Annotated in this window: 11 protein-coding genes, 1 pseudogene, 1 riboswitch and 2 other annotated features; of the genes and pseudogenes, 8 read left to right on the top strand and 4 right to left on the bottom strand. The window is 34.2% G+C overall.

The features are described from left to right. Positions 1–421: 421 nt before the first annotated feature. Complete coding sequence (locus G9F74_RS14670; RefSeq protein WP_016108350.1) at positions 422–1,789, bottom strand: alanine/glycine:cation symporter family protein; 1,368 nt, start codon at positions 1,787–1,789, stop codon at positions 422–424. Positions 1,790–1,896: 107 nt separating this feature from the next. Further along, positions 1,897–2,017, bottom strand: a riboswitch (glycine riboswitch). A 209-nt stretch (positions 2,018–2,226) separates the two neighbouring features. Beyond that, positions 2,227–2,808, bottom strand: coding sequence for a hypothetical protein (locus G9F74_RS14665; protein ID WP_000721819.1), 582 nt, complete (start codon positions 2,806–2,808; stop codon positions 2,227–2,229). Positions 2,809–3,150: 342 nt separating this feature from the next. Between G9F74_RS14665 and G9F74_RS14660 the strand changes: the two are divergent. From G9F74_RS14660 to G9F74_RS14625, 8 genes and pseudogenes are all read left to right on the top strand, one after another. Beyond that, positions 3,151–3,371: pseudogene (locus tag G9F74_RS14660) on the top strand (hypothetical protein). Positions 3,372–3,583: 212 nt separating this feature from the next. Continuing rightward, positions 3,584–4,204 (top strand): DUF4937 domain-containing protein, encoded by a 621-nt coding sequence (locus tag G9F74_RS14655; RefSeq protein WP_000925134.1) that lies wholly within the window; start codon positions 3,584–3,586, stop codon positions 4,202–4,204. A gap of 185 nt (positions 4,205–4,389) precedes the next feature. Further along, positions 4,390–5,097: a 23S rRNA pseudouridine(2604) synthase RluF gene (rluF, locus tag G9F74_RS14650; protein WP_001222161.1), complete on the top strand. Its 708-nt coding sequence runs from the start codon at positions 4,390–4,392 to the stop codon at positions 5,095–5,097. Positions 5,098–5,218: 121 nt separating this feature from the next. Next, positions 5,219–5,442 (top strand) — a binding site (T-box leader). Between the two features lie 35 nt (positions 5,443–5,477). Beyond that, positions 5,478–5,700: a binding site (T-box leader), on the top strand. Positions 5,701–5,744: 44 nt separating this feature from the next. Next, complete coding sequence (gene thrS / locus G9F74_RS14645; RefSeq protein WP_000663078.1) at positions 5,745–7,667, top strand: threonine--tRNA ligase; 1,923 nt, start codon at positions 5,745–5,747, stop codon at positions 7,665–7,667. A 249-nt stretch (positions 7,668–7,916) separates the two neighbouring features. After that, complete coding sequence (locus G9F74_RS14640) at positions 7,917–8,684, top strand: ABC transporter ATP-binding protein (protein ID WP_000106414.1); 768 nt, start codon at positions 7,917–7,919, stop codon at positions 8,682–8,684. A gap of 11 nt (positions 8,685–8,695) precedes the next feature. After that, entirely contained in the window at positions 8,696–10,579 is a 1,884-nt protein-coding gene (locus G9F74_RS14635; RefSeq protein WP_016108351.1) for an FtsX-like permease family protein, read from the top strand. 221 nt (positions 10,580–10,800) lie between these two features. Further along, positions 10,801–11,667 carry an ABC transporter permease subunit gene (locus G9F74_RS14630; RefSeq protein ID WP_000495108.1) on the top strand — a complete coding sequence of 289 codons (867 nt, stop codon included), beginning with the start codon at positions 10,801–10,803 and terminating at the stop codon, positions 11,665–11,667. Between the two features lies 1 nt (position 11,668). Next, complete coding sequence (locus G9F74_RS14625) at positions 11,669–12,670, top strand: ABC transporter permease (protein WP_016108352.1); 1,002 nt, start codon at positions 11,669–11,671, stop codon at positions 12,668–12,670. A 45-nt stretch (positions 12,671–12,715) separates the two neighbouring features. On the opposite strand, the gene G9F74_RS14620 is transcribed toward G9F74_RS14625, so the two are convergent. Both G9F74_RS14620 and G9F74_RS14615 read right to left on the bottom strand, forming a co-directional pair. Next, positions 12,716–14,416, bottom strand: coding sequence for a pyruvate oxidase (locus G9F74_RS14620; protein WP_016108353.1), 1,701 nt, complete (start codon positions 14,414–14,416; stop codon positions 12,716–12,718). Between the two features lie 81 nt (positions 14,417–14,497). Further along, the gene (locus G9F74_RS14615) at positions 14,498–15,235 is read right to left on the bottom strand and encodes a ZIP family metal transporter (protein WP_016108354.1); all 738 of its coding nucleotides are present in this window, start codon (positions 15,233–15,235) and stop codon (positions 14,498–14,500) included. Between the last annotated feature and the right edge of the window lie 117 nt (positions 15,236–15,352).

Genomic DNA, 15,352 nt, shown 5'->3' with positions numbered 1-15,352 from the left:
TATATTACATAATCTTCAAGAGTTTTCCTTTTATAATTTTCTGGTTATTAAGTTGTGATTTATATATAATCAACTGGACTTTAAAGTTTTTTTGATAATACTGCTTAAAAAAAGAGGGGATTCTTACCGAGATATTTATGTTGAGGTTCATTGTATTTTAGTATTACTTCACTATAATTTATGTGTGATGCTAATGATTTTTAGAGTAACCAACACTGATAATTTTAAATGAAGTTTACTTAATAGAATATAATGTACTAAACATATTCTTTTATTTACTTTAGTGGAACTTTTTTAATAAAATAAAATAAAATAAAAGGCCCTACATTTTGACCAATTTCTTTTTCAAAATGTAGGGCTGTATTCTATATAAAATTAATATTTATAGTGAAATTTGAACTACAGTTATTTTAAACACAGATTAACTTGCCTGTTTTTTATGGTTTTCTTTCAATTTCTCTGCTTGTAAAAAACGATTCGTTTCAGCGACAACGATACCACTTAATCCGATTAGGCCAATTAAGTTTGGAATTGCCATAAGTCCATTTGCAATATCAGCAAATGTCCATACGATACCAAGTTTTAAATTGGCACCAATCGCAATCATCACGATAAAGATTGCTTTATAATATCGAACAGCACCTTCTCCAAATAAATAAGCGACACATTTCTCACCGTAATATGACCAGCCTAAAATAGTAGAGTAGGCGAATAAAATTATGGCAATACCAAGGATCATACTACCAGCGGTGCCGAATACAGATTGGAATGCAAGTGTTGTAGCTTCAACACCGGTTTTACCTGATTTCCATGCTCCAGTTGTAATTAATACAAGTCCTGTAATTGTACAGACGATAAATGTATCAAGAAAAGTACCCGTCATAGAAACTAAAGCTTGTTTTGCAGGTGAATCTGTTTTTGCTGCAGCGGCCGCAATAGGAGCACTACCTAAACCAGCTTCGTTCGCAAATACACCGCGCGCCATTCCGATTTGAATAGCTGATGCGACTGTTGCTCCAATAAAACCACCTGCGGCTGCTGTACCTTGAAATGCACCAGAAAAAATAAGTGAAAATGCTTTTGGAATTTGATCAAAGTGATAGAAAATAATAATAAGACCAGCAATTATATAAAAGAAAGCTTTAATAGGAACGATAAATCCCGTTACTTTCCCGATTTTTTTTACACCGCCTAAAATAACAATAGCGATTAAAAATGACATTAATATACCAGTTAAAGCAGGGGGGAAAGAGAAATTAATTCGCATTGCCTCTGCAACTGAGTTAGATTGCACCATATTACCGATCCCGAAAGAAGCAGTTGTACCGAATATAGCGAATAAAACAGCAAGCCATTTCTTACCTAAGCCACGCTCTAAATAATACATTGGTCCACCTGAATATTCACCATTTTCATTACTAACACGGTATTTCACTGCTAGAATTGCTTCGGCATACTTTGTTGCCATTCCGAATAAAGCGGTAATCCACATCCAAAAAATTGCACCAGGACCACCAATTGTAACAGCTGTTGCAACACCGGCGATATTTCCCATACCAATCGTTGCGGCCATAGCTGTCATGAGTGCTTGGAAGTGGCTAATATCTCCAGAAGATGCCGTATCTTCTGACTTTTTAAATGCTATTTTGTGAGCGTATAATAGTTTACTAAACTGTAAACCTTTCAAACGCACTGTGAGAATGATACCAGTACCAACGAGTAGCAACAAAGTTGGCAATCCCCACACGTAATGATTCATTTGTTCTAATACTTTACTTACTGTCTCCATCTTTATTCTCCTTTTTTAGAAAAAATAAAAACCACTTCAAGTAAATGAAATGGTCTCTGGAGAAACAAGGAATAGAAAAATAAACCGATACAAATCGGCATTTTCCTTCGCTTGTCTCTGTCCTTTTTACCTGAGAGATTATCCGCTAAAATAGCGGATTTGCTCCTTCGGCGCTCTTTTTCCTCCGCGCTATTAAAAGCGAGAGGGAGTCTCTCCAGAGATTCGTCCCCATGCAGTTCTACTTGTAACCAAGACCTGAGAGTTTCAAAGTTGGTATTACAACTTTTTGCCCCGTCGGTAGATCAATTGACCTTCTCCTGAATGGTTCATCCGAATTATAAAATTAATATACACATTGAATGTAAATCAATAAAAATATTATAGACAGATAAACTGTGAATTGCAATCTTTTTTTTATTTTAAAATAGTAAACAGTTTTATTTTTTAGAAATTCCTAATTTATCTTTAATTTCATTTAAAGTAGATAAAGCGATGACAATATGTTGATCGGCAAGCCCTAAAGCCTGTTTTGTATTTTCAATTATTTCATTGGCCGGAGTAGAATTATTGTATTTATCAATAATTAAATCTGCTGCATTTTTCATGTAATTTGATGCGGATTTAAACTGAGTTGTGAATTGGATTAGTTGTTTTTGTATATGTATATCCGTTATGCTTTCTTCGATTTTTATCGTGTCTATTTCGTTCATAAGTGTTTCATACTGTTTGGAAACAGCACTCATTGTAGCTAATAGTTTATTTCTATCCACTGAATCTCCGTTCGTGTTCATCTCTTCCCAGGCAGGCAACCAATCTTTTTCGATAATGTCATTATAATTAGTAGTCAATTCCTTAATTTTAGGTTGTAATTTAGTTTTGAAAGTTTTTGTATCCACTGTTTCTACAGTTGCTTTTTCATTATCATTTTTATTTTTACCATTAGTTACGTAGAAAATCGTACCGAAAATGATGAAAATAGAAATAACTACTGTCCATTTAGTAAAAAGAATTTTCTTCAATATGTAACGCCTCCAAAATTTAAAAACTTATAATTATAATATATAACAATAATGTTGTTTTGAATAGAGAAAATAAAGTTAGAAGTGATTTGAATTACATCTTTTTTATACGTAACTAATTAAAATTAGTAAAAAGATGAAAGGAATATGTAAGAAAGGGGAATTTTAGTGAAAGTGAATAAAAGAAAACTAGTTTTAAATATTGTAACGGCTATGTTATTAATTGGTGTATCTCGCATTAACGGGCAGTAAGACCCCCACTTCAAAATGCAGCGAAAGCAAAGAAGTTAGGTGGGGGATGAAGAATCCCAAAATGATTAAAGTTTCACTTTATTTGCACTCATTTATGTAGACAAAGAATCTAAAATTGAAAAATTTCCAGTACCAATGTCAGCAATCCATATTAATGATGATAATGAAGAGGTTTATACATATATAAGTGTAATGCTTATTATAAAGGCAAGTGGATGGGAGCCAGCCTAGTTAGTTTTAAAAAAGTGGAACGAAAGGTAAATGTAAAACATTATCCGAGAGAAATTACGTATTATTTATTTGAGCAATAGATATACAAGGGAGAAAAGATTTCGATGTAATTCCTATAGAGCTACATTTTTTATATTCCGAATTATTTGAAATGAAAACAGATAGATGGTTTGATAGATATAGTGCAAAAAAATGATTATTTGTACAAAAGTAGAAGTTTTTAGTTACCATAGTTTTGTTATGTAAACTTATTGTTGTAAGAGAGAGATTGTATAATAAGGGGGAAGTAGAAATGTTACTAAAAACAATATTTTGCAAAGTGGGAGAAGAGAAAAGGGAGATGTTTTCGGCTGCTCAAGAAAAATGGCGTGATTTACAACATTTAGATGGTTTTCATGGGCAATTTGGTGGATGGAATGAAGATGAGGCATGTGTATATACTTTATGGGAAGATAGAAGTGCATATCAATCATTTATGAACGGTGCTCACGATACAATTTATTTAAATAGTAATCAAAAAGATACGTTTCTTTCATGTGAAATTGAACTATTTCAAACGTTGTATGATATAAATGATAAGCCTTTGCAAAACGTTGTTACAGAAGGATCATTCGTAAGAGTTGCCATATGTGATGTAAAGGGAGAAAAAGAAAATCATTTTTTACATAAGCAAGAAACAATTTGGAATAAAGGAATGGAGAATGCAAAAGGGATGTTAGGTGGAGTAGTTGCGAAGTCTTTAAAAAATGAAACTCGTTACATAGTATTAACTTATTGGGAAGATGAAATGGCGCATCAATATTATGTGGAAGAGGGTTTTCCCATGTTGTATAAACTGGCTAACATTCATGAAGATATAGAAGAGATAAGAAGTAAACAAGCTGTATGTAAGGAAGAATGGCTTGTATATTAAGTGCAGAAAAAGTGTATAAATGAATGTATAATAAAGATAATTTCTTGTAAACAAGAAATTAATAGAAGACGTCATATACCCTTTCATGTTAATATATTTAAGTTAAAATAGGAGGCTTACCCTTTTGTATTGTACGGTAGAAGCAGTGTGAGCTTGAAATTTTTTATGAAAAGGATGTGCCTAACTTGCGTATCAATAAATTTATTAGTGAAGCTGGAAAAGCGTCTCGACGCGGAGCAGATAAATTAATTAATGAGAGAAGAGTAATTATTAACGGTAAGGTTGCAAAAATTGGTGACCAAGTAAATCCAGGTGATGATGTACGAGTGAATGGAGAGCAACTTCGTATTGCTCGAGACCATGTGTATATCGCTTTAAATAAACCAGTAGGTATTACATGTACAAGTGAAAAAGCAGTAAAAGGTAATATTATTGATTTAGTGAATCACCCTTTACGTATTAGTCATATTGGACGTCTCGATAAAGACTCAGACGGTTTAATTTTGTTAACGAATGATGGCGATATCGTTAATGAGATTTTACGTGCTGAAAACAAGCATGAGAAAGAATATATCGTTTCAGTGGATAAGCCAATTACACCTGATTTCTTAGAGAAAATGGCAGCGGGAGTTAAAATTTTAGGTACAAAAACACTTCCTTGTGAGGTTACACAGTTATCAAAATATGAGTTCCAAATTATTTTAACACAAGGGCTGAATCGTCAAATTCGCCGTATGTGTGAAGCTTTAGGTTATCAAGTATATACGTTAAAACGTACGAGAATTATGAATATAGAATTGAATAATTTACCAGTTGGGCAGTGGAGAGATTTATCGAAAAAAGAGAAAAGACGTCTATTTTCAGATTTAAATTACGAACCACAAGATTGGTAAAATTGTGAAGTGAAACCAAAAAAATTTGGTTTCACTTTTTTAAATTAAATAAATAATTTTTTTAAACACTTGCAAAAATAAAATGAATAAGATATATTAAATAACAATAAATGGATGTTTTATAAAAGCAAAGAAAAGGACACGAGTTATTTTACCCGGTTATACAGAGAAGGAAGGAAAGCTGAGAACTTCCTAACGCAGAAAAATAACTTACCACCTTAGAGCTGCACTGGGGAAATGAAGTATCTAGTGCCGTGTATGCGACGTTATCGCAAAAGAAGCCATTATGTTTTTTGTGATGGGAATCTGGGTGGAACCACGGATATAAGCATATTCGTCCCTATTTTAGGGATGAATATGCTTTTTTGCATTCAATTTCATAATAAGCGAAGAAAAGGACACGAGTTATTTTACCCGGTTATACAGAGAAGGAAGGAAAGCTGAGAACTTCCTAACGCAGAAAAATAACTTACCACCTTAGAGCTGCACTGGGGAAATGAAGTATCTAGTGCCGTGTAAACGACGTTACCGTAAAAGAAGCCATTGTAGGTTTACAATGGGAATCTGGGTGGAACCACGGGTAAAAGCACGCTCGTCCCTATTTTAGGGATGAGTGTGCTTTTTATTATGAAATGGAGAGATGAAAAATGAAAGAACAGATGATTGAAATTAAATTTCCAGATGGTAGTGTTAAAGAATTTGTAAAAGGAATTACTTTAGAAGAAATTGCTGGATCAATTAGTAGTAGCTTGAAAAGGAAAGCAGTCGCGGGGAAAGTAAATGATCAGTTATATGATTTACGCCGAAATATTGAAGAAAATGCGGAAGTAGAAATCATTACTATAGATTCAAATGATGGAGTAGAAATTGCAAGACACTCTGCGGCACATATTTTAGCGCAAGCTGTAAAAAGATTATATGGTGATATAAATCTTGGGGTAGGGCCTGTTATTGAAAATGGATTTTATTATGATATGGATCTTCCAAGTAGTGTAAACGTAGAAGATTTACCAAAAATCGAGAAAGAAATGAGAAATATTATAAAAGAAAATATAAGTATAGAACGAGTTGAGGTTTCTCGAGAAGAAGCAGCAAAACTGTTTCAAGAAATGAACGATCGCTTGAAATTAGAACTTTTAGAAGCAATTCCTAGTGGGGAAAGTGTAACACTATATAAACAAGGTGAATTTGTAGATTTATGTAGGGGGCCACATGTACCATCTACAGGTTATTTGAAAGCATTTCAATTAACTCACGTTTCCGGTGCATATTGGCGAGGTGATAGTAATAACCAAGTGCTTCAGCGTATATATGGTGTTGCATTCTCTTCTCAAAAAGAGTTAGAAGAGTATTTACATTTTGTTGAAGAAGCAGCAAAAAGAAACCACCGTAAGTTAGGTAATGAACTTGAGTTATTTATGTTTTCTGAAGAGGCTCCGGGAATGCCATTTTATTTACCGAAAGGCCAAATTATTCGGAATGAATTAGAAGCATTTTTAAGAGAAATTCAAAAAGAATACAATTATCAAGAAGTACGCACTCCGTTTATGATGAACCAAGAAGTATGGGAGAGATCAGGGCACTGGGGCCATTATAAAGATAATATGTATTTCTCAGAAGTAGACAACAAAAGTTTTGCATTAAAGCCAATGAACTGTCCAGGACACATGCTTATGTTCAAAAATAAATTGCATTCTTATCGTGAATTACCAATTCGCATGTGTGAGTTCGGTCAAGTGCATCGCCATGAATTTAGCGGAGCGTTAAACGGATTATTAAGAGTACGTACTTTCTGCCAAGATGATGCTCATTTATTTGTAACACCAGAACAAATTGAGGATGAAATTAAATCCGTAATGGGGCAAATTGATTACGTATATAAAACTTTTGGATTCGAATATGAAGTGGAGCTGTCTACTCGTCCAGAAGATTCAATGGGTGACGATAAATTGTGGGAGCAAGCAGAAGCCGCATTAGAAAATGTATTACAGTCATTGAATTATAAATATAGACTAAATGAAGGTGACGGCGCATTTTATGGACCGAAGATTGATTTCCATATTAAAGATGCCTTAAATAGAAGTCACCAGTGCGGAACAATTCAGCTTGATTTCCAAATGCCAGAGAAATTCGATTTAAATTATATAGATGTGAAGAATGAAAAGAAAAGACCAGTTGTTATTCACCGAGCAGTTTTAGGTTCGTTAGACCGCTTTTTAGCAATATTAATTGAACACTTTGGAGGCGCGTTCCCGGCATGGGTAGCACCAGTTCAAGTGAAAGTAATTCCAGTTTCAAATGCAGTTCATGTACAATATGCAAATGAGGTTGCAGATAAATTAGCACAAGCTGGAGTTCGTATTGAACGAGATGTGCGAGACGAAAAGTTAGGATATAAAATAAGAGAAGCACAAATGCAAAAAATTCCTTATGTTCTTGTTATTGGGGATAAGGAAATGGAAAACGGATCTGTAAATGTACGTAAATATGGGGAAGAAAAGTCAGAAGTTGTTGCGCTAGATGTATTTGCGGCAAGTATGGAAGAGGAAATAAAGAATAGAAAATATTGATTAAAAAGAAAACACACCATTAGAATTTGGTGTGTTTTCTTGTTTACCTTACAAAAATGTAAGGTAAATGTAAGAGAAATCGAATGAACGAGTTTTAGAAAAGTGAGAATATGAAGGAGGAAAAAGGTTCATGTTACTTGTGCATCTCTTTCTGTTTGAAAAGCTAAAAAATAGTAAGATTTTACATGAGTGAAAAATAAGAATTATATGAAAAAAATAATACTATACAAAAGGGATGGAGTGAAAGAAATGTCAACAAATGTAGTTACTGTAGAAAGTGTAGAAAAAACGTATGGGAAAAGAAATGAGAATCAGTCAAAAGCATTAAGAGGCGTATCATTACATATTAAGGAAGGGGAATTCGTCGGGATCATGGGTCCTTCTGGATCTGGAAAAACGACTTTACTTAATGTGATTAGTACACTGGATCAAGCGACAGGTGGTAGTGTGACGATAGCTGGTACAAATATTACTTCTATGAAGGGGAATGCATTATCAGATTTTCGTTCTCAAAAATTAGGATTCATTTTTCAAGATTTTAACTTACTAGAAAACTTATCAATTTATGAAAATATTGCTTTGCCTCTTTCTTTGCAAGGTGTACCGTCAAGTGAGATTACAGGAAAAGTAAATGAGGTTGCGAAGAAATTAGGAATTACTGAAATTTTAACAAAATATCCGACTGCTGTTTCTGGTGGGCAAAAACAAAGAACAGCGGCAGCACGAGCTTTAGTACATAATCCGGCAATCGTATTAGCAGATGAACCAACAGGAGCACTTGATAGTAAAAATGCAAAAAGTTTATTAGAAGCAATGCAAGATTTACATGAAAATCACAATGTAAGTATTTTGATGGTTACACATGATGCGTTTAGTGCAAGTTACTGTGAGCGTATTTTATTCATTCAAGATGGTCTTCTTTATAAAGAATTAAATCGTCAAGGCACTCGAGAGAATTTCTATCAAGACATTTTAGGTGTGCTCGCTCATATGGGCTCAGCTGCTGAGTCTAAGTAGGGGGCGAAACAATGTTATTTAAATTATCACGTCATAGTATGAAAAAGATGTTAAAAGATTATATGGTTTTACTGATTGGTCTCGTTATTAGTATTAGTATTTTCTATATGTTCCAAACGATGGCGATGAACAGTGAATTTACAAAAGATAATAGTCTCATTAGTAGTATTAGACTCGTCTTCTGGGTAGGTGCAATATTACTTTCTTTCATAACTGTATTTTATATTATATATGCCAATTCTTTTTTACTTACATTAAGAAGAAAAGAACTTGGTATGTATATGATGCTTGGAGCGAAAAAGAAAAAAGTAGCACAGTTATTATTTATTGAAACATTCGGTATGGGTATTGTCAGTATTATTATCGGTATTTTAGTAGGAATGTTACTTGCAAGTGTAGCAGGAAATTTTTTAATGAATGGCATGGAAATTTCAGCAAAAGGTAGTTACGCATCTGTATACACACCAGCTATTTTAGTTACATCTATTTTCTTCTTAATACTATTTTTCATTACGGGTATAATGAATAGCATTCGATTGTTACGTAAAACAGAACTAGAGTTAATTCGTGAAGATGAAACACTAGATGAAGTAAAGAAAAGTAAAACTCGCATTATTATAATGACAGTACTGGGTGTATTACTAGTAAGTACAGGGTATTATTTTATGGTAAATATAAGAACATATGCTGAACTTGGTTTTATAATAGCGACGATTGTTACAACACTTGGAACGTACTTTATTTTTAGTTCATTGCTCCCATTTTTTGTGATGAAAATTAAGGGAAATAAAAAACGAAATGAAATGGGCTTAAATAGTTTTACATATGCACAGTTACGCTTTCGAGTAAATAGTTTATCGAGAGTATTAGGAACTGTAGCGATGTTAATTGCATTAGGTGCAGGGGCAATGACAGCAGGTATGGCATTTCAAAAAAATGTAGGCATTATGACAGATTTCTCACGTGTATATGATGTCGTAATTCATGATCCAAATGATCAAGATACAGCAGCATTAAAGGAAATGGAAATAGTTGAAGAAAGCAAGTATAAGTATAAAGTAGATGGAGAAGCGGTGTATTACTTACGTGACGATTTAACTGCGAAACCGCCACTTATTTCCGACCGCTTTAATATGGAAACTTTAAAAGAGCCTGCGCGTAAACGGGTGGCTGAACCTTTAACTGAACCTGTATATTCTGCTTTGGAAGCTCCCGAAGCAGTGAATAAACTTCCTCGTATGCCAAAAGATTGGGAAGATGCGGTTGTAAGAGAAATACAAATTACACATAATCAATTTAACGGAAAGCCTGTAAGAATTGCTGATGAAGAGCATTATAAAGGAATTCAAGGAACAGAACATACTGTAACATTAGCAAAAGTAGATGATATGAAAAAATATAAACCATTATTGATCGAAATAGACAAGAGACAAAAAGAACAAATTGAAAAAACAACAGGTACAAAAGTAGACATATTTACGAAAATGACAATTTATCAGTTAACGAACAGTCTCATGAGTGGAACAATGTTTATGGGGTTTTTCCTCGGAATTGCCTTTCTAGCAATGATGGCAAGTTCCCTTATGTTCAAAATATTAACGGGTGCTTCTCGTGATGTACGACGTTATGAAATGTTACGAAAAATAGGCGTTAGACGTAGTATGCTGACAAAAAGTATTTATAAAGAAATTTCATATTTATTTATCTTCCCAGCGATCATTGGAATTTCCCACGTTTTAGTAGGGCTTAACTTATTCAGCTTTATTTTAGTTGACCCGTTTGTAAAAGTGTGGGTGCCGATAGGAATATTCTTAGTCATTTATTTTATCTATTACTGGATAACTGTTCAATTGTATAAAGGTATGGTAATGCCGAAAGAAGAGGTAGCGAAATAGTTTATGAAAAAAGTCCTTGTTTTGAAAACAAGGGCTTTTTTGAGCTTGTAATGAATCAAGAAGGGAAATGTTGGATAATAGTCGAAAGATATAATACAACTTCCAAAAAATGACGGGGATTGCTATGTTTTTTAGAAAGAGGAGTTAATTTGTTAAAAGGTATAGGTACTATACATAGGTTTTATTTCTAAATATTCATTTAAATAGAAAGGATAATAGTTATGTTCACTCGAATTGGTAAGTGGTGTGGAGTTACATGTTTACAATTATTTGCGGCACTTATTTGTATCCTTTTTTTAGGGGCACTTCCGCGTTTATTTAAAGGACTGCAAATTGATTTAATCGGTTTTTGGGACACAGTTCTGTTTCTCGGGGAGAAGTTACTAAAACCGGGTGAAATTACGTATGGATTTCGGAACTCAAGAAAGTTATTTCCACAAATATGGATTCATTATGTAGAGACAATGTTTGTATTTATTTCGGCATTTATACTTTCTTTACTCATTGCGTATGTTATCGTTGTGTGGGTATTGCAGCGCTCTCAATCAAAGCAACGTATATGGAATGGAGTTTTCGTCGCACTTGAAAGTATCCCGGACATTTTATTAATTTTATTATCGCAACTTCTAGTAGTAATTATCTTTCAAAAAACAGGATTTATGCCAGTGAAACATGCGGGATTTGGTGAGGATAGAGCTCGTATGTTACCAATAATATGTCTTGCTATACCTACAACGTTATTATTTATGAAGCTACTATTATTACGTTTTAGAGAAGAATTAGAGAAAGATTATAGCATATTTGCAAAGAGTAAAGGACTGAGTTTAAGACATGTTTTGACGCACCATATTTCAAGAAATGTCTTGTTAACAACAGTCTATTATGCAAAAACAAATATTTTATTTATGTTATCAAATTTATATATTATTGAATGGCTATTTAATACGTACGGCATGTTTGTTTTTGTAAAAGAAAATTCCAAATTAGAAATATTTACAGTGAGTTTAGTTATATTATACGTACCGCTTTTTATACTATTTCGTTTATTACATACGCTTTTAAAAAATGTTATAAAGGAGCGTGTGTAACATGTGGCAAGTTGTAAAAAGAGATGTGAGATTTTGGCTAGGTGTTACTTTTTTGAGTGTATTAATGATTGTTAGTATTGGAAATACGGTGTTTTTTGACGGAAATATTCGTGAATTAACAATGATGTATAACGAAAAAGGAGAATTAGAGGCTGCTCCGTTTTCACCATCGAGTAAATTTTGGTTTGGAAGCGATGAGAAAGGACGCGACCTTTTTCAGTTAATAATAGAAGGAGCGAAATGGACAGTTGGTGCTAGTATCGTTATCGCAATTTTACGTGTAGTAATTGGCGGAACTATTGGTTTATTGCTTGGTATGTACAGTAAACGCTCATTTTCAGTTATCTCATCTTTTTTTGATCCGTTTAGTATTGTACCGATGATTATGATTTCCTATTTTATGTTAAATGAAGTTTTAATGTTTGAAAGTGGAGAGGAGGCTGCTCCGTTTCATTTACGGGTTACGTTTCAAATTATAGTTCTTGCGTGCCTTGCTGTACCAACTGTTATGTTGTATACGGCGCAAGAAGTAAAGCGTATTAAGAATGAAGAATTTATGTTGGCTGCTACTGTGCTCGGAGGGAGTAAGTGGCAGCGGTTGAAACGCCATGTATGGCCACATATGTTACCATCATTTCTTTTATTAGTAGCCCAGCAATTTGTAAGCACCCTATTACTTCTCTTACATCTTGGTTTGTTAGAACTGTTTTTCGGCGGAACAATAATCTTTGGTATAGAGGCGGATAGTGTAACAAAAGAATGGACAGGATTAATTGGTCAAAACTTCCGTCATTTAACTACTCATACTTGGATCGTGGTCATACCAATTCTTTTTTATAGTATGACAATCTTATCTGGAAATTTGATTAGTAATAGTATGCAAGATGCAATTAAATTAGGAAATGTGAGAAGGCCAAAGGGGGAAAAGAAAAAAGGGAAAGTAGAGAAACAAATACAAGCGACTATGAATGATTTTTCATTCTATAGAGAGGTACAAAAATAAAAAAAGATAGCTGAAGACAAATCGTTTTCAGCTATCTTTTTTCGTTTAAAGTGGAGGTAAATCAATTTTACCTTCTTCAAATAATTCTTTTATCATATGTTTCGTATAACCAGCTGCTTGACCAAATGTGATTTTTGCTGGCATTGGTGCTTCGTTTACATCTACAACTACATCAATAATACACGGCCTGTTTTGTTTTACTGCACTTTCGAAAGCAGGTAGTAGTTCATCTAATTTCTCAATACGGTAGCCAATACCGCCGCACGCCTCTGCATATTTTGCGAAATCTGGATTCGTTAAATCGGTGCCGAATTCGATATTACCCATAACTTCTTGTTCGAATTTAATCATGGCAATTTTATTATTGTTCAATACGACGACAACGATTGGTAGTTTATATTTTACAGCTGTTACAAAATCGTTCATAGTCATTCCAAATCCGCCGTCACCACAAACTGCAAATACTTGTTTATTCGGGAACGCAATTTTTCCAGCAAGTGCACCAGGTAAACCGCAGCCAAGTGTTGCGAGCCAGCTTGAAATGATAAATTGCTGGTTCGTCATACGGAAGTGCCTTGCTGTCCAGACCGTTACATTTCCGACATCAACTGAAAGAATGGCGTCATCTTCTGCTACTTGCTGCAATGCATGCATAACGCGTTGTGGTTTAATTGGAGTAGAGGAATCTTCTTCCTGACCGTGTAATTTTTCTTCCCACTTTTTCATCATTTCTTGATGATGCTCTAAGAAGGAATGGTCCTCGTGTTTTTCTACATTTTCAATTAACCATTTTAATGTTTTATCAGCATCACCGGCTAAGCCGATATCTGTCACATAACGCTTCCCGATTTGGGCAGGATCTGTATCGATATGAATTGTTTTTGCCTTTTCAGGTAAGAAACCAGTGAACGGATAAGAAGTACCCACCATAATTAAAGTATCCGCGTGTTTCATTGCTTCATAAGATGGTTTCGTTCCAATTAATCCTAATCCACCGATGCAAAGTGGGTGTTCATCAGGAACAATTCCTTTAGCTGGCAATGTAAGTACGATTGGAGCGCCGATATATTCTGCGAATGCAAGTAAAGATTCTCTTGCATGTTTTGCGCCTTTACCTGCTAAAATAACAGGTTTTGTCGCTTCATTTATTGCGAGTTTCGCTGCATCTAAATCTTCTTTTTGCGGAAAAAGTTCAGGCAATGTAAAAGAAGTGTTTGTAACACGAGCTCCATTTTTCACTTCGAATTTCGGAACGTCATCCGGAATAGTGAGAACAGATACACCTTTTTTCGTATAGGCCATACGAATCGCTTGATTCACTACAGCAGGTAGTTGCTCCGCTGACATAATGCGCTGGTTATAAACTGCAACATCATCAAACAATCTTTCTAAGTTTACTTCTTGGAAAAAATCCGTTCCGAGTAAATCGGTTTCTACCTGTCCTGAAATTGCTAGCACAGGAGCCTTATCGAGTTTTGCATCATATAAACCGTTTAATAAATGAATAGCTCCAGGTCCTGCGATTGCCATACAAACACCGAGTTTCCCTGTTAATTTCGCATAAGCGGCCGCTGCTAATGCGCCAGCTTCTTCGTGGCGAACTTGGATGAATTTAATTTTATCTTGTTTTTTTCTTAAAGCTTCAATGATAGAATTGATAGAGTCTCCAGGCATACCGTATATATGTTCTACTCCCCAGTCAATTAATAAATCAACTAATGCTTCACCAGCTGTTTTCCCAAACATAATTGTTCCTCCTCATAATAGGTAGATAACATTATGTTTTGGAGAAAAAGGAAAAATATACAAATAATAAATTTTTTAGCTTTAATGATGACCAGCGAATAAAGTAAACACTGTTATTAGTAAAAAACCACTAGTTGCCCACATGAGAAATGTAAGGAAAGAGAGCTGTTTCTTAGCTTTCCAAAGCATTTCATGAATTGTGACATAACCAAGTGAACCGATAGCGCTTCCCATAATGAGACCTTGTAAATGAAGAGCTTTTCCTTCCATTAAAATGCCAAACACCGTACCGGTACCGAGAATAAGAGAAAGTAATAAAGTTGTTAATAGAAATGAAATATATTTATGTTTTGTAAAAAGAAAGGGGATAATTAAAGCTAATCCTTCTGGAATATGGTGAACGACGATTGCTATTAAAAAGGGAATGGCTGAGTCAGCATGATTAATAAAAGCTGTGCCTAACGCAAATCCACTCGGTATATTATGAATAAATATAGCGAAAGAGAGAAACAGGAATGTTTGCCATGCTTGTTGATCTTTTTTATGTATCATTGGATGGTGACAATAGTTATCTAATAAGCTCATAACTAAAATACCGATAGCTATACCAAGTATAGGACCAATCATTTCATAGCTTGAAAATGTTTCAGGAATAATTTCAAGGGATAAAAGGCCAAGCAAAATACCACCACATAATGCATATAAACGATGCATCTTTTCTTCAATTAGTTGACGTGTTGCAACTCCAACAGCACCTCCTAATAGTAATCCACCGAACGAAAAAAATGTTACAATCATTGGAATCCATAAACGCTCCATAATATCACACTCCGATTGTAGTCCCTTATTTTTAACTTACGAAAAGTTAAGTTGGATTAGTCCAAGTAATTGTGTTTGAGTATAGAGAAAAAACTAGCAATTCGTTATAATTTATAT

Source organism: Bacillus sp. EKM202B, assembly GCF_011066025.1.
Classification (GTDB): domain Bacteria; phylum Bacillota; class Bacilli; order Bacillales; family Bacillaceae_G; genus Bacillus_A; species Bacillus_A toyonensis.
The sequence above is the reverse complement of the archived record's forward strand: the minus strand, read 5'-3'. Positions and strand labels throughout refer to the sequence as shown.